This is a genomic window from Vibrio sp. SCSIO 43153, from assembly GCF_023716625.1.
In the GTDB taxonomy this organism is placed as follows: Bacteria; Pseudomonadota; Gammaproteobacteria; order Enterobacterales; family Vibrionaceae; genus Vibrio; species Vibrio rotiferianus.
The window spans coordinates 1676588-1696433 of sequence record NZ_CP071855.1 but is presented as its reverse complement, the minus strand read 5'-3'; the positions used below and the strand labels follow the sequence as shown (position 1 = coordinate 1696433).

The 19846-nt window shown below is 42.9% G+C and carries 18 protein-coding genes; 9 read left to right on the top strand and 9 right to left on the bottom strand.

Features of this window, described 5'->3' with window-relative positions; genetic code table 11:
* Position 1: 1 nt before the first annotated feature.
* From J4N37_RS07600 to J4N37_RS07585, 4 genes are all read left to right on the top strand, one after another.
* Positions 2-4384, top strand: coding sequence for an RHS repeat-associated core domain-containing protein (locus tag J4N37_RS07600; RefSeq protein WP_252042093.1), 4383 nt, complete (start codon positions 2-4; stop codon positions 4382-4384).
* 2 nt (positions 4385-4386) lie between these two features.
* Positions 4387-5286, top strand: coding sequence for an immunity 49 family protein (locus J4N37_RS07595; RefSeq protein WP_252042092.1), 900 nt, complete (start codon positions 4387-4389; stop codon positions 5284-5286).
* 117 nt (positions 5287-5403) lie between these two features.
* A complete protein-coding gene (locus tag J4N37_RS07590; RefSeq protein ID WP_252042091.1) occupies positions 5404-5826 on the top strand; it encodes a hypothetical protein in 423 nt (140 codons plus the stop codon).
* On the top strand, positions 5827-6726 hold the full coding sequence (locus J4N37_RS07585; protein WP_252042089.1) for an immunity 49 family protein: 900 nt from the start codon (positions 5827-5829) through the stop codon (positions 6724-6726). It abuts the gene before it with no gap.
* A gap of 188 nt (positions 6727-6914) precedes the next feature.
* On the opposite strand, the gene J4N37_RS07580 is transcribed toward J4N37_RS07585, so the two are convergent.
* The gene (locus tag J4N37_RS07580) at positions 6915-7094 is read right to left on the bottom strand and encodes a hypothetical protein (RefSeq protein ID WP_045389674.1); all 180 of its coding nucleotides are present in this window, start codon (positions 7092-7094) and stop codon (positions 6915-6917) included.
* 120 nt (positions 7095-7214) lie between these two features.
* On the opposite strand from J4N37_RS07580, the gene cobB reads away from it, so the two are divergent.
* On the top strand, positions 7215-7946 hold the full coding sequence (gene cobB, locus J4N37_RS07575) for a Sir2 family NAD+-dependent deacetylase (protein WP_252042088.1): 732 nt from the start codon (positions 7215-7217) through the stop codon (positions 7944-7946).
* Positions 7947-8125: 179 nt separating this feature from the next.
* On the opposite strand, the gene J4N37_RS07570 is transcribed toward cobB, so the two are convergent.
* The 5 genes from J4N37_RS07570 to potA all read right to left on the bottom strand — a co-directional run bounded on the left by J4N37_RS07570 (position 8126) and on the right by potA (position 13272).
* Positions 8126-9163, bottom strand: a complete 1038-nt coding sequence (locus J4N37_RS07570; protein WP_252042087.1) for an extracellular solute-binding protein — start codon at positions 9161-9163, stop codon at positions 8126-8128.
* A 244-nt stretch (positions 9164-9407) separates the two neighbouring features.
* On the bottom strand, positions 9408-10439 hold the full coding sequence (locus J4N37_RS07565) for an extracellular solute-binding protein (protein WP_252042086.1): 1032 nt from the start codon (positions 10437-10439) through the stop codon (positions 9408-9410).
* Between the two features lie 106 nt (positions 10440-10545).
* Entirely contained in the window at positions 10546-11316 is a 771-nt protein-coding gene (gene potC, locus J4N37_RS07560; protein ID WP_005389180.1) for a spermidine/putrescine ABC transporter permease PotC, read from the bottom strand.
* A complete protein-coding gene (gene potB / locus J4N37_RS07555) occupies positions 11316-12176 on the bottom strand; it encodes a spermidine/putrescine ABC transporter permease PotB (RefSeq protein ID WP_010447924.1) in 861 nt (286 codons plus the stop codon). The genes potC and potB overlap by 1 nt, the downstream gene beginning before the upstream one ends.
* Complete coding sequence (potA, locus tag J4N37_RS07550; protein WP_033009172.1) at positions 12157-13272, bottom strand: spermidine/putrescine ABC transporter ATP-binding protein PotA; 1116 nt, start codon at positions 13270-13272, stop codon at positions 12157-12159. Before potA ends, potB begins: the two co-directional genes overlap by 20 nt.
* A 401-nt stretch (positions 13273-13673) precedes the next feature.
* On the opposite strand from potA, the gene J4N37_RS07545 reads away from it, so the two are divergent.
* The 4 genes from J4N37_RS07545 (at position 13674) to ttcA (ending at position 17072) form a co-directional block, all read left to right on the top strand.
* Positions 13674-14471, top strand: coding sequence for a DUF2189 domain-containing protein (locus J4N37_RS07545; RefSeq protein ID WP_010447927.1), 798 nt, complete (start codon positions 13674-13676; stop codon positions 14469-14471).
* Positions 14464-15300 (top strand): glucosaminidase domain-containing protein, encoded by an 837-nt coding sequence (locus tag J4N37_RS07540; RefSeq protein WP_138954084.1) that lies wholly within the window; start codon positions 14464-14466, stop codon positions 15298-15300. The genes J4N37_RS07545 and J4N37_RS07540 overlap by 8 nt, the downstream gene beginning before the upstream one ends.
* 17 nt (positions 15301-15317) lie before the next feature.
* The gene (locus J4N37_RS07535; protein WP_038883690.1) at positions 15318-15980 is read left to right on the top strand and encodes a DUF2987 domain-containing protein; all 663 of its coding nucleotides are present in this window, start codon (positions 15318-15320) and stop codon (positions 15978-15980) included.
* 198 nt (positions 15981-16178) lie between these two features.
* A complete protein-coding gene (gene ttcA, locus J4N37_RS07530) occupies positions 16179-17072 on the top strand; it encodes a tRNA 2-thiocytidine(32) synthetase TtcA (RefSeq protein ID WP_010447933.1) in 894 nt (297 codons plus the stop codon).
* 126 nt (positions 17073-17198) lie between these two features.
* Here ttcA and uspE read toward each other — a convergent pair whose 3' ends face one another.
* The 3 genes from uspE to J4N37_RS07515 form a co-directional block, all read right to left on the bottom strand.
* The gene (uspE, locus tag J4N37_RS07525) at positions 17199-18146 is read right to left on the bottom strand and encodes a universal stress protein UspE (protein WP_010447935.1); all 948 of its coding nucleotides are present in this window, start codon (positions 18144-18146) and stop codon (positions 17199-17201) included.
* 181 nt (positions 18147-18327) lie between these two features.
* Positions 18328-19074, bottom strand: coding sequence for a fumarate/nitrate reduction transcriptional regulator Fnr (gene fnr / locus J4N37_RS07520; RefSeq protein WP_005429849.1), 747 nt, complete (start codon positions 19072-19074; stop codon positions 18328-18330).
* A 90-nt stretch (positions 19075-19164) separates the two neighbouring features.
* Positions 19165-19842: a sulfite exporter TauE/SafE family protein gene (locus J4N37_RS07515; protein ID WP_045389695.1), complete on the bottom strand. Its 678-nt coding sequence runs from the start codon at positions 19840-19842 to the stop codon at positions 19165-19167.
* Positions 19843-19846 lie beyond the last annotated feature (4 nt).

Below are 19846 nucleotides of genomic sequence, written 5' to 3'. Positions count from 1 at the left end.
TATGGTTCCGCAATTCATTCTTCCCCTAATCAGTACATCTGGTGCGCTATATCATTTATCGAGTGAAAAACCTCCTAATGGTGAGTTAGTTGAATTCAACTCTCTGATCGCTGCAGAAGATTTCTTAAAAGGGTTTCAGAATGCAGAAACCTCTGATATTGAAAGACTCTTCTATCAAATTGGGGAATTTCCACCACAGCTAGTTGAAACAGAGTCGCCATTTGATAGCTACTTACCTCGTCTTTCAGAAGCGTTGCTCAACGGCAAATTAAAAGCTTCTTTCATCCCTCCTTCAAAAGAACATGTGATGACCACAGGGGTGACAAATCCCCCAAATTCGTCTACCAAAGTCAGTAGCAAACAACCCCTAAAAGCCGAGCAAAAGCAGCAGGCTAGGGTCGATGCAATGTCAGCCAAACCACAAAAAGAGAGCTGTGAAAAAGACCAAAAAGCAGGTGATCCAGTATCCTTAGTTAGTGGCGAGGAGATACTGACGTTAACGGATGTAGAACTGCAGAACGGTTTTGTATGGTCGAGAACATATCGCTCAAGCATCTCGGATACCGATCAAGGGTTGGGTTATGGGTGGAGGCACAACTTTTCATTCGATCTTAAAGATAACCATGACGAAAAAGGATCCGTAATAAATTGGGAGTTCAAAAATGAACTTGCTGATGTCATCAGCTTTACGCCAGTGTCAGTCGGTGCAACCAGTTATCAAATTTACGTAGGTGCAAGTTGTCATTTTTTAAACTCAGTGACAAGAGTTATTACTTTAGCAAACGGTAATCAATACCGATTTGAGCTGAAGCGCGAAAAGTGGCTATTAAGAGAAATTCGATCTGACATCTTTTCAAACTATCAGCTTGAGTATTCACAAAACCATCGCTTGATTCGAATTGCTACGAATAAACAACCGACGATAGAGTGTCAATATAATGATGAAGGTCGCTTGGTCGAATTATTCCTACCTAATACAGGAAAAGCGTTAGCGACTTTTGAGTACAACTCTGAATTTGATCTTGTTAAAGCGTCAAATCAATGGAAGTTGACTGAGCATTATTATTACAACCATTCACACCTCATCACCAAACGAGTTAGACCAACAGGCTTTGCCCATCATTTTGTTTGGGAGGGGGATGATACTGAAGCCGTCTGTATTAGAAACTATGGTGACCTAGGCGTATATGACTACCAATTTTCTTTTCACCCTCCACATTCATCATACTCAAATTCTTTTAATGACACGTGGAGATTTGTCCATGATGAACAGGGAAAGTTATTAGAGAAAATCAGTCCTAGTGGAAGGAAATGGACATTTGATTATGACGACTTAGGAAGGAAAGTCACCGAAACCTATCCAGACAACACCAAAACAAGTTACCAGTATAACCTTCAAGGTCAATTAGTATCGAAGTCGCATTCCTCTGGTGCGATAAATGCCTACGAGTATGACTCGCTGGGGCAACTCACTAAGGTCATTACGCCAGATGGCGAATCAGAGCAGGTTTTTTATAACTCCCTTGGACAGCGAGTATGGGACAGCGACTCTCAAGGGTGCATGACTAAGTATGAATACGACAAACACGGTCATATCATCCGCAGCACTTGCTCTGATGGAGAGGTTAAACAATGGTGGTGGGATAAGCAGCAACGAGTCGTAGCCCACGAGCTTAATGGGACTTTGATTCGGTATAGTCATAATGAAAATGGTTGGATCAATGGTATCGCTTACCCCGATGGCTGTATTGCTTCGTTAACTTATGATGATACTGGTAAACGCACAAGCGTGCAGTTTTATAACGAGAGTGACAAAACAGGCTTTAGTGAAGAGTATTCCTACGATGAGTACAGCCGAGTAGTAAGAGTATCAACGCCCGAAGGCGTCACGCAAATTGTTTGGGGACAGCTAAACCAGCAAGAAGGTATTGTGCTTGCTGATGGGAGTAGCTTTTTCTATGAATACGATGAGGAAAGAAACCTCAGCAAACTCATACGTAGTGATGGATTGGAATTTTGCTTTTCTTACGATCAAGAAGGGGAATTGATCTCAACCCAAGGCTTTGATGGGATAGAAACCAAGTTTCGCTATGATTCGATGGGAAGGATTGCCGAAAAACAAGTTCATGAACGGACAGTGCTATACAGGTATGATGATGCAGGTTATTTGTCTAATGTTCGGGCAGGAAATGGTCGCTTTATCAACGAAAGTCACTTCAGTTACACCCTAGGTGGGAAAATTACTTTTGCCTCCAATAAGCATCAAACTCTTCAATATCATTACTGCCCATCAGGAAACCAAATAAAGCGGGTTCAAGGGTCGTTCGAATTCACCCAAGAATATAGTCGCCTCGGCAAGTTGCTACAGGTATCGTTGCCGGATAAAACGAATGTCGTACACGAATATGATCGATATGGACAAGTGTCTGCTGTCATTATTGGAGATGATGCGAGACATAAGGTGGAATTCAACTACGACAAAACTGGCAGAATCTGCGCCATTAAAAGCAATGACTTTATAGAGAATAAGGTGTTCGATGGTATTGGGCGTTTGAAAGAACAATGTTGGCCCGATAGGAAAAAGAGTTACTTATTCAACGCAAGTAATCACATATCTACTATTGTCGACAGCGTGTTTGGAAAGACACATTTTCATTACGATAAACTTGGGCAACTCATACGTGTAAATTCCCCAAAAGATATTCAGTCTTTTTGTTTTGATAGCTTTGGAAACCCCAAAATTCCTGATTGCGAAGTACATTTAGACCGAGTCGATATGTATGGCAACATGAGATACAAATACGACTCTCAGGGGAATCAAGTTTCAGCAGAAGGGAACGGTTACACCCAAACTCGAGTCTTTGACGCCTTGAATCAATTGATAGAAGTGCATTTATTCAAAGGTATATGTCAATTTGAATATGATGCTCTTGGTCGACGGACAAGGAAAATCTCCGAAAATGGAATTCGTGAGTTCTTCTGGGAAGGAGAACGCTTGATTGGTGAGTATTTTTCAGGTTCATTCCGTTGGTACTTCTATCAACCTGAAACTTATATCCCTCTAGCGTTGTATGAAGATGGCCATGTGTATTTTTATCAATGTGACCAAGTCGGAAAGCCAGAAGTACTCAAAGATATTGACGGAAGGACAGTATGGCAAGCGACTTACGACACGTTTGGGTATGCGCACATTGATATTGAAGAAGTCGTTAACCCGCTAAGGTTTCAAGGGCAGTACTTCGATTGCGAAACCCAGTTACATTACAATTTAGCACGTTACTATGACCCGACCCTCGGCCGCTTTATTCAACAAGATCCCATAAGCATTGCGGGCGGTGTTAACCATTATCAATATGCCATTAACCCTATTCAATGGATTGACCCTACAGGGCTACTTTGCGATGAAGGTTTAAAACGTTTATCTAAAATGTTGGTTGAAATCCATTCTCAAGGCAAAGTACCCAAAGAGTTGTGCGACCGTGTATTGCAAGCAGCTAAAGAAACATCTGTTGGGGAAGATGGTGTTCGTTCACAAGTTAAGATTCGTAAACCCAATGGCAAAAACCACATCAGGTATGAATACGATATCGATCATATTGATTGCCAGAAAAACGAAATCACCTTTTATCGTCACATCAATCAATCAGGTGGCAGCAAACAAAAAGTTCAGTACGTAGTCGGTATAGAGGAGTTTGTAAATGCGCATGTACTGGACTCTGAGAGTGCAGATGGCGAGCAGGGCTGCACAATCTTTACTGAAGATCTGGTGCTTAATAAAGCCGAATACAAAGAAAACTCGGAACTAAACACCAACGATTATGAACTGACAGATCGCAACAAAGAAAAAATCGATAAGTGTCTGAAGATGCGCAAAGAGGCGATGAATGCAAGAGAAACAGAAGGTCATAATGCGCAAATAGCCAAGATCAACGAGCAGTCTGCAAAAATTGGTGAGTTGGCGGCCGACGACTTTGTTAGAAGTAAGTATCCAACTGCCAAACTATTGCACCCTGAAGATATTGAAACATCAGGCTCCAAGCCTGGTGACTTCGATATGGTTTATGAGGTCGAAGACCCTCCTCCGGGTGAAATCATTGTCGTAGAGGCTAAGGGTGGCAGCAGCCCGCTCGGCAGCCGTAAAATTGGCAATGAAGCGTATCAGCAAGGTACAGGTAAATATGCGGCGGAAATAGTTAAGCTAATGTCAGAAAATAAAGAAGGAACGACGGAAGAATTAGCTGCCAACGAAATTCAATACGCCGCTTTATCCGGCAGACCTATTCGATATATACATACTCAAGCGAGCATCCCTAAAAGTGGAAAGGCATCGGACTTAAAACTAGAAGTGGCAGAGTTTAAAATTGATTCCAAAGGACTAAAGTAAAAATGCAAAGTAATGAATCGGTCAACATTGTAGAGCGCAACGCAAACCCTGAACTTGACACACAAGCCGTTGTGAATAAAAAAAAATTTATAAACCGGGTTCTAGATAACAGAAAAGAATGTCTTGAAGTCAGACGGGAAAACCTAGTCAGTCTTGGTGACTTTGCCATTGACCAGGTTCGCTGGTATACCTGGTTCCAAACCTCACATGAAGATGAGCAAATATGTACATTACGTCTTTACGAAACTTCATTAATGGGGGCTTGTTATCATCGGCTTGCTATGTTTCCGAATGAGCCATTAACTGTTCAGATACTCGGTTATCCAGAAGTAACATGGGATGGTGAAGGTATCTTAGAGATGGGCTTCATTTGTCCTTCAATGTGGCTGGATGCTTATTTTATATCAGCAATTGTGCGTGATAGACCAAGTTTAGACCTATTGGCCAACTTTCCTATTTCTCTGATAAAACAAAGTTCCACAAAGGCAGGAGAACTGTCTTACATGTTGGTGGATGTCATTCAGTCTTTTCACAATCGTACTTCCGATTACCCTGATAAGTTGGTAGCCGCGATGGATGCGACCATTGCTCAGGGTGATGACTGGGCATTAGAAATTGCGATGGGCATTCTAGAAACCTTTGCTGCCCTGACAACCGACATTGGTTATGACTTCGAAGAAGTGCTAATTAAGAACTTGAAGCTGCAGGAGCAATATCACCTTCGAGAACTTGGTCCGGAGCGAATAGGCATTCGTACATTCATCAATTTCCCTCTGCTTGGTATGGCATGTATGTGGTATGACAAAGGGAACCGATTGTCTGTAGAGACAGGTTGGCTGCCACCATATCTTGTTGAAGGACGTTGGCTAGAAGACGTCAAAGCAGGAAAGATCACTCGATAGAAAAACTAAGGGGTATATTGACGCTATTTTTTGCTGTCGTTTGAGTATCTCTGCTAATTGGCAAAGTGTAATAGGCTCATTTCCAAATCTAACGCAAACGAACCATACCGAATAGGTGTGTTGGCGGCCGATGACTTTATTAGAAGTAAGTATCCAACCGCCAAGCTATTGCCCCCTGAAGATATCGAAGCATCAGGCTCTAAGCTTGGAGACTTCGATATGGTTTATGAGGTCGAAGACCCTCCTCCTGGTGAAATTATTATCGTAGAGGCTAAAGGTGGGAGCAGCCCGTTGGGGAGTAGGAAGGTTGGAAATATGGCATATCAACAAGGTACTGCAGAATACGCAACTGAAATTACCGAATTGATGTTTCAGAAAGGTAAAGGCACTACCGAATGGAAAGCAGCTCGAAGTATCAATAAAGCAATGAGAAAAAAACGACCAATTAGGTATATTCACACTCAAACTGCTATTTCTGATGAGGGAAGGGTTCCCTCGGTTAATATCAAGGAATTTAATGTAGAATTCGGAGCGAATTAAATGACTGAGAATAATAAGAAAGATTTCGTAAAGAGAAAGGCGGAACCTCAACTATCGCAACATGATGTTGCTGAATATCAAATGTACTTTGATGAAGATTTGGACGAGCGAAAAGAGCTAATCACAATTCGTAGAGAAAACCTAATTGCCCTTAGTGACGACACGTCAGAGCAAGTTCGGTGGTACACTTGCTTTCCGTCTGCAATAGAAACTGAGAAAATAGCAACGCTTTGCCTTTACGAGTCGTCATTGATGCGTGCTTTTTATCATCAGTTAGCGATGAAGCCTAGCGAACTTTTAAGTATTAAGTTACTAGATCACCCGGAAGTCACATGGACAGGAGAAGGCATATTAAAAACAGGATGCTTGCACCCCAATAGGTGGTTAGACGCTTATTTTACCTCAGTCACCGTACGCGATAAACCCAGCATGGATTTGCTGGCCGACTTTCCGATTTCTCTCATGAAACAAAGCTCTACGAAGGCAGGAGAACTGTCTTACATGTTGGTGGATGTCATTCAGTCTTTTCACAATCGTACTTCCGATTACCCTGATAAGTTGGTAGCCGCGATGGATGCGGCCATTGATCAGGGCGATGACTGGGCATTAGAAATTGCGATGGGCATTCTAGAAACCTTTGCTGCCCTGACAACCGACATCGGTTATGACTTCGAAGAAGTGCTGATTAAGAACTTAAAGCTGCAGGAGCAATATCACCTTCGAGAACTTGGTCCGGAGCGAATAGGCATTCGTACATTCATCAATTTCCCTCTGCTTGGTATGGCATGTATGTGGTATGACAAAGGGAACCGATTGTCTGTAGAGACAGGTTGGTTACCACCATATCTCGTTGAAGGACGCTGGCTAGAAGAGGCAAAAGCAGGGCGGATTACTCGTTAGTATATCCGAGCAACCTCAAAATGGTTAAAGAGAGTACTTTCTTGTAAAGGCTTGATGAGCTAGGCGATCTGAGTCCCGCTCCTAAAAGTCGGTCGGGGTAGAATGGAGCGCAAGTTGATAGTCATTGCGCTCCACCCAGCGAAGAAGTCTAATTAAAGTAGTGGCATACATTGTACCGCTGTTTTAATTTAGCAGTTTCCTTTCTTTGCTTGACCCGGTGGGCAAAAATCTCCGCCATGACCCGGATGTTTGTTATTATCATTGGTACTCACTTTGACTTTTACATCGTCGAATTCACCCTCAACATTTGTAAGCTGACACCCTGCTAAAGTACTCAATAGGATAAGGACAAGAGATACACGTCTCATTGCTTTGCCTCTCAATTTATCATTCTAATTAAGACCAATACGACCATGGTCTAATCCATATTACTACTGTTGTTATTCGTTCAGTGTTAAGCTAATGAAAAAGAACAACAAGGATAGGTTATGAATTTCCCCTATAGAAATATTGTAGTACTTACTGGCGCAGGCATTTCGGCTGAGTCTGGTATTCAAACATTTCGAGCTCAGGATGGTCTTTGGGAGAATCACCGAATAGAAGATGTGGCAACACCAGAAGGTTTTGACCGCGATCCGGATCTTGTTCAATCATTCTATAATCAACGCCGTAAAAAACTGCAAGGTGACGATATCAAGCCAAACGCTGCTCATACCGCGTTAGGGCGCCTTGAAAAAGAGCTAGAAGGCAAAGTAACTATCATTACGCAAAACATCGATAATTTGCACGAAAGAGGTGGTAGTGCCAATATCATACACATGCATGGCGAACTACTGAAAGCACGCTGCAGCGAATCAAATCAAGTCATTGAACATTCGGAAGACATTCAAACTGGTGAGTTGTGTCACTGCTGCCAAATTCCTTCACAGATGCGCCCACACATTGTTTGGTTTGGTGAGATGCCATTACGCATGGGTGAGATATACGCGGCATTAGAAGAAGCAGACTTGTTTATTTCTATTGGCACATCTGGCGTCGTTTACCCTGCGGCAGGTTTTGTACATGATGCAAAGATGCACGGTGCACATACGATTGAAATCAATTTAGAGCCAAGTGCTGTCGAGAGTGAGTTTGAAGAGAAGCGTTACGGTAAGGCAAGCATCGAAGTACCGAAGCTTGTTGACGAGATTCTTGCTCTGGAAAACGAAGCTAGCGCTTAAAAACGAGTCAACTCCAAAATATAACAAAGGCATCGAGCGATTCGATGCCTTTTTGTATTCTGAAACTTTGTATTCTGCCGCTTTGTAATTCGAGCAGTATGGATTGAGATGAAAAGCGCGATCTCTAGATACAAGAAAAGCGACCGAAGCCGCTTTTCTGAACTATTTCGACAGACTGATTAGTTGTCTACTTTTAGTTTTTGGAAGTACTCATCGTAAAGCACGCTTGCTTCACCAACTTCATCTTGCCATGTACCGCTGTCCATCACTTCTTGTGGAGGGAAGATGCTTGGATCGTTAGCAAATTCTTTCGGTAGTAGATCGTGAGCTGTTTTCACTGGAGTAGGGTAACCAATCTCTAGCGCAATCTTAGCTGCGTTCTCAGGGCGTAGTAGGAAGTCGATCATCTTATGAGCGGCATCAACGTTCTTCGCGCCAGCTGGAATCGCTAGGCTGTCCATCCAGAAGATAGTGCCTTTTTCTGGCCAGATGACGTCGATGTTAGCGCCTTCTTGACGAGCCATGTATGCAGAACCGTTCCAAAGCATACCAAGTGATACTTCGCCTGCTAAGTATGGGTTCGCTGGGAAGTCTGAGTTGAACACCAATACGTTCGGCATTAGCTTTTTCAGCTCTTCGTAAGCCGCTTTGATTTCGTCAGGGTTAGTCGTGTTTGGAGAGTAACCAAGTTTTGTTAATGCAATGTGGAATACTTCGCGAGAATCATCCATTAGCATTAGTTGACCTTCCCACTTGCTATCCCAGAAGTCATCCCATTTAGTCACAGAAGACTTGTCTAGCATATCAGCATTGATACCAATACCGGTCGCACCCCAAATGTATGGGATAGAGTAGTTGTTGTTCGGATCGAACGGCTTGTTTAGGAAGTTAGTGTCTAGATCAGCAAAGTGAGACAATTTCTCTTTGTCGATCTTTTGCAGCATGCCTTCTTTACGCATTTTAGATACGAAATAGGTAGACGGTACTACCAAGTCGTAACCAGAACCTTGAGTTTTCAACTTCGCGTACATGCTTTCGTTAGACTCGTACGTAGAGTAGATAACTTTGATACCAGTTTCTTTTGTAAAGTCTTCAAGAACTTCGTTTGGAATGTATTCCGACCAGTTGTAGAAATACAGCTCTTGATCAGCAGCCATTGCAGGGGTAGCGATTAGCGTCGCTGCACACAGTGCGCTTGCGTAGAATTTACTTTTCATTTGTTTTCCGTTTTGTTCAGCAACAGGACAAATCAATACTAGTAACAAATAACGATTTGAGCCAAATTGCGATAAGCACAATTCTGTTTATCTGAGCCATGACAACAGGCATTACGAACAAAATAGAGCGTAATGCTTGAACTCGAGTCAAATAAACCTAGCAACATACAATTATATCAGTCAATTACAAAAATAGGCAGCGTATTGCTGCCTATTTTCATTTAGTAGATGGCTTAGTAAGCGATTATTGACCCGCTTTCAGCTTCAAGAAGTAATCTTCGTACTTCACTGTCATGTCGCCAACAGAATCTTGCCATTCAACGCGGTCAAGATCTTCTTGAGAAGGGAACAGTGGCGCAACGTCTTTGAACTTAGCGTTCGATTCTGCAACCGCTGTTAGGTAACCCGTGTCCGCTGAAATTTGCTCTGCGATTTCTGGACGTAGTAGGAAGTCGATCATCTTATGAGCCGCTTCTACGTTTTTTGCACCAGAAGAGATAGCGAAGTTATCAACCCAGCCGATACCACCTTCTTTAGGGAATACTAGCTTAAGGTTCATGCCTTCATTTTGAGCTGCTGCTGCGCTGCCGTTCCAAAGCATACCAACGCCAACTTCGCCAGACATGTATGGTGCACCTGGGTTGTCAGAGTTAAATACTAGAACGTTTGGCATTAGCTTTTGTAGCTCTGCGTACGCTTCATCAATTTGTTTTGGATCCGTAGAGTTACCTGAGTAACCCAGTTTGCGTAGCGCAATGTGGAACACTTCACGAGTGTCATCCATCAGCATTACTTGACCTTCAAGCTCAGGTTTCCATAGGTCAGCCCAGCTTTCGAAGTCGTTTGGATCGTACATGTCCGCGTTCACCGCTAGACCTGTAATCGCAACAACGTGAGGAATAGAGTAGTCGTTATTTGGATCATAAGGCTTGTCTAGGTAGTTCTTGTCTAGGTTGCCGAAGTTCTTCAGCTTAGTCTTATCGATCTTTTGTAGCATGCCTTCGTCACGCATCTTCGCTACGAAGTAAGTGGAAGGAACCACTAGATCATAACCTTGGTTATGAGTTTTTAGCTTTGCATACAAAGTTTCGTTCGACTCGTAAGTCGAGTAGATCACTTTGATGCCAGTTTCTTTAGTAAATTGTTCTAGGATATTACTGTTGATGTAAGGACCCCAGTTCATAAATACTAATTCTTTATCATCCGCTGCCGCTGTACCAGAGAACAGAGAAAGCGCACATGCACTACCAGCTAATAGAGTAGCCCATTTTTTCATTGACGTTAGCTCCAAACCAAACGTTGTCCAATTGATTTTGGACGATAGATAGAAAAACAGAATGGCATGTAACCATTCTGTTTCGCGATGTTAACGGGTGCGGATTTTACTTCACTTTTTCTCTTGCTAGCAACTGAGAAATTACTACAAGAACCAAAGAAACAATCAGCATGACCGTTGCAAGGGCGTTCACTTCCGGTGAAATACCCACCTTAACCATTGAGTAAATCTTCAATGGTAGGATTTCGTATGTTGGACCTGTCACAAACGAGCTAATAATTACGTCGTCCAGAGACAGGGTAAAGCTTAGTAGCCAACCCGCAGCAACCGCTGGTTTAGCGAGAGGAAGGATGATCTGCTTCAAGATTACCCATTCGCTTGCACCAAGGTCTTTTGCTGCTTCCAACATCTTCACATCAAAGCCATTTAAGCGGCTGTACACTGTTACCACAACGAACGGTAGACAGAAGGTGATGTGAGCAATCAATAGCGTAAAGAAGCCAAGCTGTGCGCCTAATACGAGGAACAGAGCAAGCAATGAAATCGCCATTACAATATCTGGAGACATCATTACGACAAACAGCATGCCGTTTACTGCGCCTTTACCCTTGAACGAGTAACGGAATAGAGCAACGGCTGTCAAACTACCAATAATTGTAGCAGCAGTTGCAGAAAATACCGCGACGTTCAATGAATGCCATGCAGCCTGCATTAGGCTGTCGTTATTAACTAAGGTTTCGTACCACTTAGTAGTAAAACCACCCCATTTCATACCAAACTTGTTGGCATTAAATGAGTTAACAATTAAGACGATGATTGGTAGATACAAAAATGCATATACCAGCGCCATAAAGCTAAATCTAACTGTGCGTCCCATTAGTCTAGCTCCACTTTCTTATTCAATAGTTTGCCTGCTCTGTAGTAAGCGTAAAGCATCACAGCCATTGCGAAGGTGAGGGCGATACTGGTCGCTGCACCAAATGGCCAGTCACGAGCGTTCAGTACTTGGCTCTTAATCACGTTACCAATCAGTAGGTTCTTCGCGCCGCCAAGAAGGTCAGAGATGTAGAACATACCTAGTGCAGGTAGTAGAACCAACAAACAGCCACCGATAATGCCAGGCATTGTCAGAGGGAGAATCACTTTAGTAATGGTTTGGAACTTGTTCGCACCAAGGTCTTTTGCTGCCTCGATGTAAGTGTTGTCCAACTTCTCAATCGCCGAGTAAAGCGGCAAAATCATAAATGGAAGTAGGATGTACACAAGACCGATCATTACTGCTGTTTCGGTGTACATTAAACGCATTGGCTTATCGATGATTTCCATCGCCATCAACGATTTGTTCAAAATGCCCTGAGTACCAAGAACAATCTTCAGACCGTAAGTACGGATCAGAGAGTTAGTCCAGAACGGTACAATCACCAAGAACAACATGAACGGACGCCATTTCTCAGGCATTTTCGCTACGATGTAAGCAAATGGGTAACCAATCACCAGACACAACAAGGTTGCGATGATCGCCATGTAGAAAGAGTGCATCAACACTTTTGCATACAGAGGATCGAGTAGGCGAAGGTAGTTGTCGAAAGTAAACGTTAATTCAATTAGGTTCGCTTCATCACGCGTCAAGAAACTCGTACCGATAATCATTAGGTTTGGTACTAACACAAACAGTGTTAGCCAGCCAACGATTAGGGTAATGATCGCGTTCTGAAGATTAAGCTTCTTGCTTATCATTTAGTACTACCTCCCAGCTCTCAACCCAAGTAATAGCGACTTTCTGGCCGAGGGAGTGGTCCACATCTGGATCATCTTCGTTAAAGAATTCGCTTACCATCACGCGCATGCCTGAATCCAACTGGATAACTGAATCAAGCGTCATACCTTTATAGGTACGCTCTGTTACGTGACCTACGATGCCTTTTTCTTCAGACTCTTTGATCTCTTCAATGCGTAAGTCTTCTGGGCGAAGTAGTACTTGTAGCTTGTCACCTGGTTGAGCTTCTTGATCGTAGTAAACAACTGACTCAACACCTTCGATTTCTGCACGGATACGTTTCTCGTCGATACGCTCTAGCATGGTTGCGTTGAATACGTTGATCTCACCGATAAAGCGAGCAACAAATAGGTTCTTAGGTTCTTCATAAATCTCACGTGGAGAACCGTCTTGCTCGATAACACCGTCGCGCATAACAATAATGCGGTCAGACATCGATAGGGCTTCTTCCTGATCGTGCGTAACGAAGATAAAGGTAATACCAAGTTGACGCTGAAGTTGTTTCAGCTCGATTTGCATTTGCTTACGCAATTTGTAATCAAGTGCAGATAGAGATTCATCTAGCAGCAGTACTTTTGGCTTATTAACAACCGCACGCGCAATCGCGATACGTTGTTGCTGACCACCAGAAAGTTGGTGAGGCTTACGTTGTGCCATTTTTTCGAGGCGAACCATACGTAAAGCATCCATCACTCGTGGCTCGATCTCTGCTGCAGGGGTTTTCTGCATACGAAGACCAAATGCAACGTTTTCGAATACGGTCATATGAGGGAAGAGTGCGTAACTCTGAAATACTGTGTTGACGTGCCTTTGCTCTGCAGGAACCTGTGTTACATCTTGGTCATCTAATACGATTTGACCGTTGTCTGCCGTCTCAAAGCCCGCAATCATGCGTAAAACCGTTGTTTTACCACAACCTGATGGACCAAGAATCGTCAGAAACTCACCATGATTAACATCCAGATTTAAATTACCGATGATCTCCTTGCCATCGAAACTTTTGCTAATACCAGATAGACGAACTACTGGCTTTCCTGCTTGCTGTTTAGCGTTCAACGTCTGTATTTCTCCCACGTTCAAGTTGGGGTGGATCCAATTGATGTGACATTAGTCATTCACTTTTGAGGCGCGCATCATAATCACCAAAATTGTGAAATCAAAGCATTTTCTTATCTTGAAACAGAAAAAATTTTGCAGGCAAAAGTAAACATTCCTTACCATACTGTTTTTATGACAGTATTTGTGCTTCCACTATCACTTTGTTAGGTATTAGTTTCGCTGGCAAATGTTTGCTATTTCATAGATTTGCAAGTGGTTAATTATCGACCAAATGGTAGAATTTGCAAGTATTTAGGCGTTGTTATGATTTTAGACATGCAAAGATTTCTTTATAATGACGCCCTTATTAATTAGCTGGTTTTTCAGCATATATTTTAAAAGTTAGCCTTGGATAACATATGAACAACGATTTTGAGAAAGATTTTAATCTTGGAGGGAGTATTGAGCGCGCTCTTTCTGGCCAATACGAACTAAAAGCCGGAGCAGTTTTTAGTGAAGCTTGGCGTATCACTATCCAACAATTCTTATCCTTTTCTCCGGCTATCATTTTATTGCTCTTTGTTCAGCTAGGTATCTTTTATATTGCATTACAACTTCAATTAGGAAACCCAAGCGTCATTCTTGATGCACTTCAAGACCCAGAATCATTTACAACCGATATTGTGTCCGCCATTTATGTAGCAAACTTTAGCTATGAAGTAATCAGTGCGCCAATTTATGCTGGTATTAGTTTGATGGCGATGAGCCATGTAGCGGGCTTAAAGACAAAAGTACGTCACGTAGGTAAGGGACTTCAATTCACCGTTCCAGTGATCTTGGCGACGCTGTTTAGCCTTATGATGCAGGGTGTAGCAGGAATGATTTTCCCGTTGCTGTCTCTTTACCTTTCTTTGGCATTTAGTCACTCTATCTTGTTGATTTGTGAGAAAAGAGTTCCTCCAATGCAGTCGCTTCTGTTGTCACTTCGTGCAATCAATAAGAAGCTTTTTGTCGTCGCAGGGCTTTACTTAGGCGTGATGTTGATGTTTATTATTGCAGCAATGTTCTACGGAATCGGCTTAATTTTCGTGTTACCGTTCTTTTTCCATTTGAAGGGTATCCTTTACCGCGAAATGTTCGGTATTAAGTTGAAGATCGTGGCAACACAGAAAAATGATAACGATCACGATGGTAAATCTCAGGTGTTTGATGCCTAAATCTTTAAAATCTATGAGTTTACGAGTGGCGGCTATCACAATAGCCGCCACTTTTGTTTCTATTGGTCCTTATTTGCATTATGACCGTGAGTATCGCAAGGCGATTGACCCACAAGTAGTGCATAGACCTGTTTCGCACCCGGACCTGTCACATCTTCCGTATATTGGTGATATTCCAGACTTCAATTCGATCACAGACACGAAAGATAAGAAGACGGCATTTTTCGACTTCCTTCGTCCGAAAATCGCGTTAGAAAATCAGCGTATCGAGAAAGAACGTGCTTTCTTAACTTCTTTGAAAGTCGGAGAGGTAAGTTCGGAGCAAACGTCATACGCAGAGCGTTTGGCTGCACTTTATTCCTATCCATTGAAGGATGGTACAGTCACACAAGCTTGGTTGGATGAAATGCTCAAGCGCGTCAATGTGTTGCCTGAAGCACTAGTGTTAACCCAAGCAGCCAATGAATCTGCGTGGGGAACCTCTCGTTTTGCAACTCAAGCAAATAACTTGTTTGGTCAATGGTGTTATAAGAAGGGCTGCGGTATTGTTCCTGCAAAACGCGGCGCAGGTAAAACACATGAAGTAGAGAAGTTTGACACTGTTCAGGAATCTGTACACGGATACTTTATGAATGTGAATCGCAACCGTGCTTATGCTGATTTACGCGATATTCGCGCTAACTTAGCGGAGAAACACAAGGATTTGTTATCTGTGGCGACAGCATCTGAATTGACTCATGGTTTGCTTGCGTATTCCGAACGCGGCATCGCCTATGTTAATGACTTACGTGCAATGATTCGTCACAATAACGCTTACTGGACACAATAAAAGAAATAACGGATCGGATGAAGAAGTTAAGCCTAAGTTTACTAGGCAGTGCGGTACTGGTCTTAGCATCGCCTGCAACTCACGCGCAGGAATACATGTTCACGTATTCCAAGCTCTATACACAATTGAAGAATAATGCGAAAGAAGGCCACGATGATGTAAAAGTTGGTGTGTTCTTTGTAGATGCAGACACCAAGCAATTGTGTGAGATTGAAAAAGCATGGATGGAAAAAGAAGAGCATTACGAAGAGTTTGTGATTCCGGCTTCTAAGGAGCTTCCAATTCCAATCGACAAAAACCTGAAGTCAGCGAATCCGCTTGTCTTTGTGCAAACTCCGAAAGATACGCGATGTGATTATTCTTTAGTTGTAATGACTAAACATCCGTTACAGGGTAGCGTTTCATACGAGCAACTAACGCCATTAATGCCGCAAATGCAGGCTTTACTTGAAGATCTTGGCGGTATGTTTGCAGGCTGGTTCACTCCAGAAGTTCAAGGCGTGACCATGGAGTTTGCTGATGAGTTGAATGACAACATCAGATTCTCCGATGGTACGGAAAAAGCCATTGTGAATGGTAAAGTACAAGTCGCACTAAGCGAGATTGGCGAGGGTGGTCATATGATATTGCCTCAGCCAACAACTCGCGTGCTACCTTATCTACCAAACGCGAAAAAGTAATCGTGATTTGATTCTTAAAGAGCTGCAGTTGCGGCTCTTTTTTATTTTTATTGCTCATCGCGCTGTTTTCGAGTGCATTTATTGGTGACTCGGTCACACAAACATTTAATCCTGCGTAAAAAGCTCGTATAATCCACGCCCCATAGAAACCCATGTTAGGAAGCCCTAGTCGATTTATCGGCGATGTGAGAGCCCGCAATGAACCAAGTAGATACAAGAAAAGAAACCCTAGAATTCAACAAGCTTCAGAAACGCCTCAGAAGAAATGTTGGAAATGCCATTACTGATTACAACATGATCGAAGAAGGCGATGTTGTGATGGCATGTATTAGTGGTGGTAAAGATTCATTCGCGATGCTGGATATCCTGTTGAATCTACAAAAGGCTGCACCAATCAAGTTTGAAGTGGTAGCGGTTAACCTTGACCAGAAACAACCTGGATTCCCTGAGCACATTCTTCCAGATTACTTTGAAACGCTGAACATTCCTTACTACATCGTAGACAAGGACACTTACTCAGTTGTTAAAGAGAAAGTGCCAGAAGGAAAAACAACTTGTGGTCTGTGTTCACGTCTTCGTCGTGGTACGCTTTACTCTTTCGCAGAGAAGATTGGCGCAACTAAACTGGCGCTTGGTCACCACATGGATGACATCGTAGAGACAATGTTCTTGAACATGTTCCATGGCTCACGCCTTAAAGCGATGCCACCAAAGCTTCGTTCAGATGATGGTCGTAACGTTGTGATTCGTCCGTTGACATACTGTCGTGAAAAAGACCTGATCAAATATGCAGAACATAAGGATTTCCCAATCATCCCTTGTAACCTATGTGGTTCACAAGAGAACCTTCAACGTCAATCGATTAAAGCAATGCTTATTGATTGGGACAAGAAGACACCTGGTCGTGTAGAAGCTATCTTCAAGTCAATCCAAAATGTAAGCCCAAGTCAGCTTGCTGACCGTGATTTGTTCGACTTTGAAAACCTTCCATTAGATCGTGAAGGTAATCGTGAAGAATACGAATTCAGCGAAGCCGTGGTTTCTTCAACCAACATTGATGAGTCTATGTTTATCGATGTAACCAATATCTAGTTTGAAAGAGGAGGCTGAATTAGCCTCCTTTTTGTTCGACGTGCTCTAAGGGCTGTCAGCAACATAAAAAATCCCCCAATAGTTGGGGGATTTTCATTTCTTTATAGCTTTAAAACTCAAAAGTCACTATGTGGCCGTGTTTGGATCAAGCGGACTGATGTAACCGTTTGGTTTCAATGCCAGTACGTCGCAATTAATTTTATCAATCACATGCTCAGCAGTGTTACCAATAAATACTGCTGAAAGACCCGTACGCCCAGTTGTACCAAGAATAACCATTGCTGCATTTAGTTTTTCAGCGGTGGTAGGAATGATGTCCTCAGGTAGGCCTTGCTCAACAATAGTTTGTTCTTCATCCAAGCCGTGTTTCTGACGAAGCGCTTTCATTGCTGTTAAGTGATGCCCACGAACGGCATCGGTGTACGTCATTGGGTCGAACTCTGGCAACTCGATAGTAATGTTAGCCGGGGTCACCGGGTATGCATTAACAAGATACGGATCCGCATCGAGGCGACTAGAGATTTCTTTAAGACGTTCAACCATTGAATCATTCAAGTCAATGTGGGTTGGATTTTCAGACCCAACATGGACAGAGGCAAGAATCTTTGCATGTTCTGGCCATTCAGCATTCTTAATCAACAGAACAGGGATAGGGCACTTACGTAGCAAATGCCAATCTGTAGGAGTGAAAATGACGGATTCTAGAACATCGTGTTTACGCGTTCCTTTAATAACGATGTCGTGACCGCCGGCAAAGACTTCAGCAATGATCGCTTCATAAGGGCGATTATGCCAAACAACACAAACATCAAAGTCGAAGCTATCGTCTAAATACGGTTGGGCTATCTTACGCATCCATTGTTCACGTTGGTGGATAACACCGCGACGCATAGCATCTCTTTCATCGACCGACAGCATTGAGGTCATGTCATACGAAAAATCGTAGATTGACAGAAAGAAAGTGATTCGGCTTCTGGATACACTTTTTTGAGCGAGTTGAACTGCTCTTGCAAGTGCTGGCTGCTCATCGTTATTGATGTCAGCAACAACAAGGATCTTACTGTATATACTCATAACTAAGCCCACTTATTATTGTAAAACCAAACACTGAATATAAGGTAAATCAGTATATTGGAGTACTCAAGGTACATTTTTACTGTAGCTCAGTTTGAGGAAGAATATGAGGACTTTCGAAGGGATTTTAGAAGAAATATGATGTAGCTCATTTTCGAGCTACATCAATTGATAGGACAAATTAGTCTTTGCTAACGCCAGCAAGTTCCATCAATGCATCGTGATCTAGGATGGTGATGTACTTACCTTTTACACTCAAAATTTCAGACTTCTGGAAGCGGCCGAGAAGTCGGCTGATGGTTTCCACTGTTAGACCTAAGTAGTTACCGATGTCACCACGAGTCATAGTCAAACGGAACTCACGAGGGCTAAAACCACGTTGCGAGAAACGCGTTGATAGGTTGTAAAGGAAAGCAGCTAAACGTTCTTCCGCGTTCTTTTTAGAAAGCAGAAGGATCATTTCTTGGTCGCCTTTAATTTCGTTACTCATCAGACGCATGATCTGTTGACGAAGTTTAGGCATTTTTCCTGACAGGTCATCAAGGATTTCGTAAGGGATCTCACAAACCATTGATGTTTCAAGAGCCTGAGCGAAACTTGGGTGTAGGTCACCCGTAATCGCGTCGAAACCTACAAGGTCACCTGCTAAATGAAACGCAGTGATTTGCTCATCGCCTTGTTCTGTAATTGTGTAGCTCTTGATCGTGCCAGAGCGGATAGCGTACAGAGATTTTAGCTCATCACCTGCTTTAAAAAGCTCTTGGCCTTTTTGGATTGGCTTTTTACGCTCGATGATTTGATCCAACTGATCCAGTTCAGACTCATTTAGAGTGAACGGAATACACAGTTGGCTAATGCTACAATCTTGGCAATGAATCGCGCAACCGCCTGATTGGATACGCTTTGTTGCAGGTTTTTCAGAAATCATAACAACCTTTCACTATTTGATATACATCAATATTTTATCACTGCTTACTTCTAAAGGGTAGCAAAAAAATTATCGAAAACGACTTTGATGCTATATGAAACCAAGCATTCTCATCGCACCAGCGGCAGTATACATGCCATAGCTTATTAGAATTAATGCTGAGATGTTTCTAAATATTAACGATTTTTGCAATTTCTGAAAGTGACTCGCGCCGTACCCGACCGCTAACATGGATGGAAGAGTGCCGAGTCCAAATGCTAGCATGATTAATCCACCATTTAGTGCGCTCCCTGAAACTGCAGACCATGTGAGCGCTGAATAAACCAAGCCACAAGGTAGCCACCCCCAGATAAAGCCAAATGGGAATGCGTGAGAGGGATGCTTCAAAGGGAGTAACCTCTTTCCGGCTGGAGAGATAAACTTCCAGAGATACTGGCCAGCTTTTTCTATCACCAATAAACCCTGCCACCATTTGGCGATATAGAGTGCGACTAGGATCATGAAAAGTGCAGCGACAAAACGAAGCCAAGCAAGAGATTGGGTTAGACCGCTCAGTTCAGAAAGGCCAGAGATTGCGCCACCGACAATAGCGCCAATCAAGGCGTAGCTTGCAAGCCTTCCAAAGTTATAGAAAAGAGGAATGGTTGGGGAGGGATTATTGTTCGGTGCGCCGATAGAAAGCAGTGATGCGATACCACCACACATTCCCATGCAATGACCAGCACCAACGAGGCCGATCATAAATGCACCAATAAAGTCTGGATTCATAGGG

What these genes read in the sequence shown, in the direction of transcription:
- J4N37_RS07600 (WP_252042093.1), top strand. Translation starts at nt 2, where the DNA reads ATGGTTCCGCAATTCATTCTTCCCCTAATCAGTACATCTGGTGCGCTA.
- J4N37_RS07595 (WP_252042092.1), top strand. Translation starts at nt 4,387, where the DNA reads ATGCAAAGTAATGAATCGGTCAACATTGTAGAGCGCAACGCAAACCCT.
- J4N37_RS07585 (WP_252042089.1), top strand. Translation starts at nt 5,827, where the DNA reads ATGACTGAGAATAATAAGAAAGATTTCGTAAAGAGAAAGGCGGAACCT.
- J4N37_RS07580 (WP_045389674.1), bottom strand. Translation starts at nt 7,094, where the DNA reads ATGAGACGTGTATCTCTTGTCCTTATCCTATTGAGTACTTTAGCAGGG.
- cobB (WP_252042088.1), top strand. Translation starts at nt 7,215, where the DNA reads ATGAATTTCCCCTATAGAAATATTGTAGTACTTACTGGCGCAGGCATT.
- J4N37_RS07570 (WP_252042087.1), bottom strand. Translation starts at nt 9,163, where the DNA reads ATGAAAAGTAAATTCTACGCAAGCGCACTGTGTGCAGCGACGCTAATC.
- J4N37_RS07565 (WP_252042086.1), bottom strand. Translation starts at nt 10,439, where the DNA reads ATGAAAAAATGGGCTACTCTATTAGCTGGTAGTGCATGTGCGCTTTCT.
- potC (WP_005389180.1), bottom strand. Translation starts at nt 11,316, where the DNA reads ATGGGACGCACAGTTAGATTTAGCTTTATGGCGCTGGTATATGCATTT.
- potB (WP_010447924.1), bottom strand. Translation starts at nt 12,176, where the DNA reads ATGATAAGCAAGAAGCTTAATCTTCAGAACGCGATCATTACCCTAATC.
- J4N37_RS07545 (WP_010447927.1), top strand. Translation starts at nt 13,674, where the DNA reads ATGAACAACGATTTTGAGAAAGATTTTAATCTTGGAGGGAGTATTGAG.
- J4N37_RS07540 (WP_138954084.1), top strand. Translation starts at nt 14,464, where the DNA reads ATGCCTAAATCTTTAAAATCTATGAGTTTACGAGTGGCGGCTATCACA.
- J4N37_RS07535 (WP_038883690.1), top strand. Translation starts at nt 15,318, where the DNA reads ATGAAGAAGTTAAGCCTAAGTTTACTAGGCAGTGCGGTACTGGTCTTA.
- ttcA (WP_010447933.1), top strand. Translation starts at nt 16,179, where the DNA reads ATGAACCAAGTAGATACAAGAAAAGAAACCCTAGAATTCAACAAGCTT.
- uspE (WP_010447935.1), bottom strand. Translation starts at nt 18,146, where the DNA reads ATGAGTATATACAGTAAGATCCTTGTTGTTGCTGACATCAATAACGAT.
- fnr (WP_005429849.1), bottom strand. Translation starts at nt 19,074, where the DNA reads ATGATTTCTGAAAAACCTGCAACAAAGCGTATCCAATCAGGCGGTTGC.
- J4N37_RS07515 (WP_045389695.1), bottom strand. Translation starts at nt 19,842, where the DNA reads ATGAATCCAGACTTTATTGGTGCATTTATGATCGGCCTCGTTGGTGCT.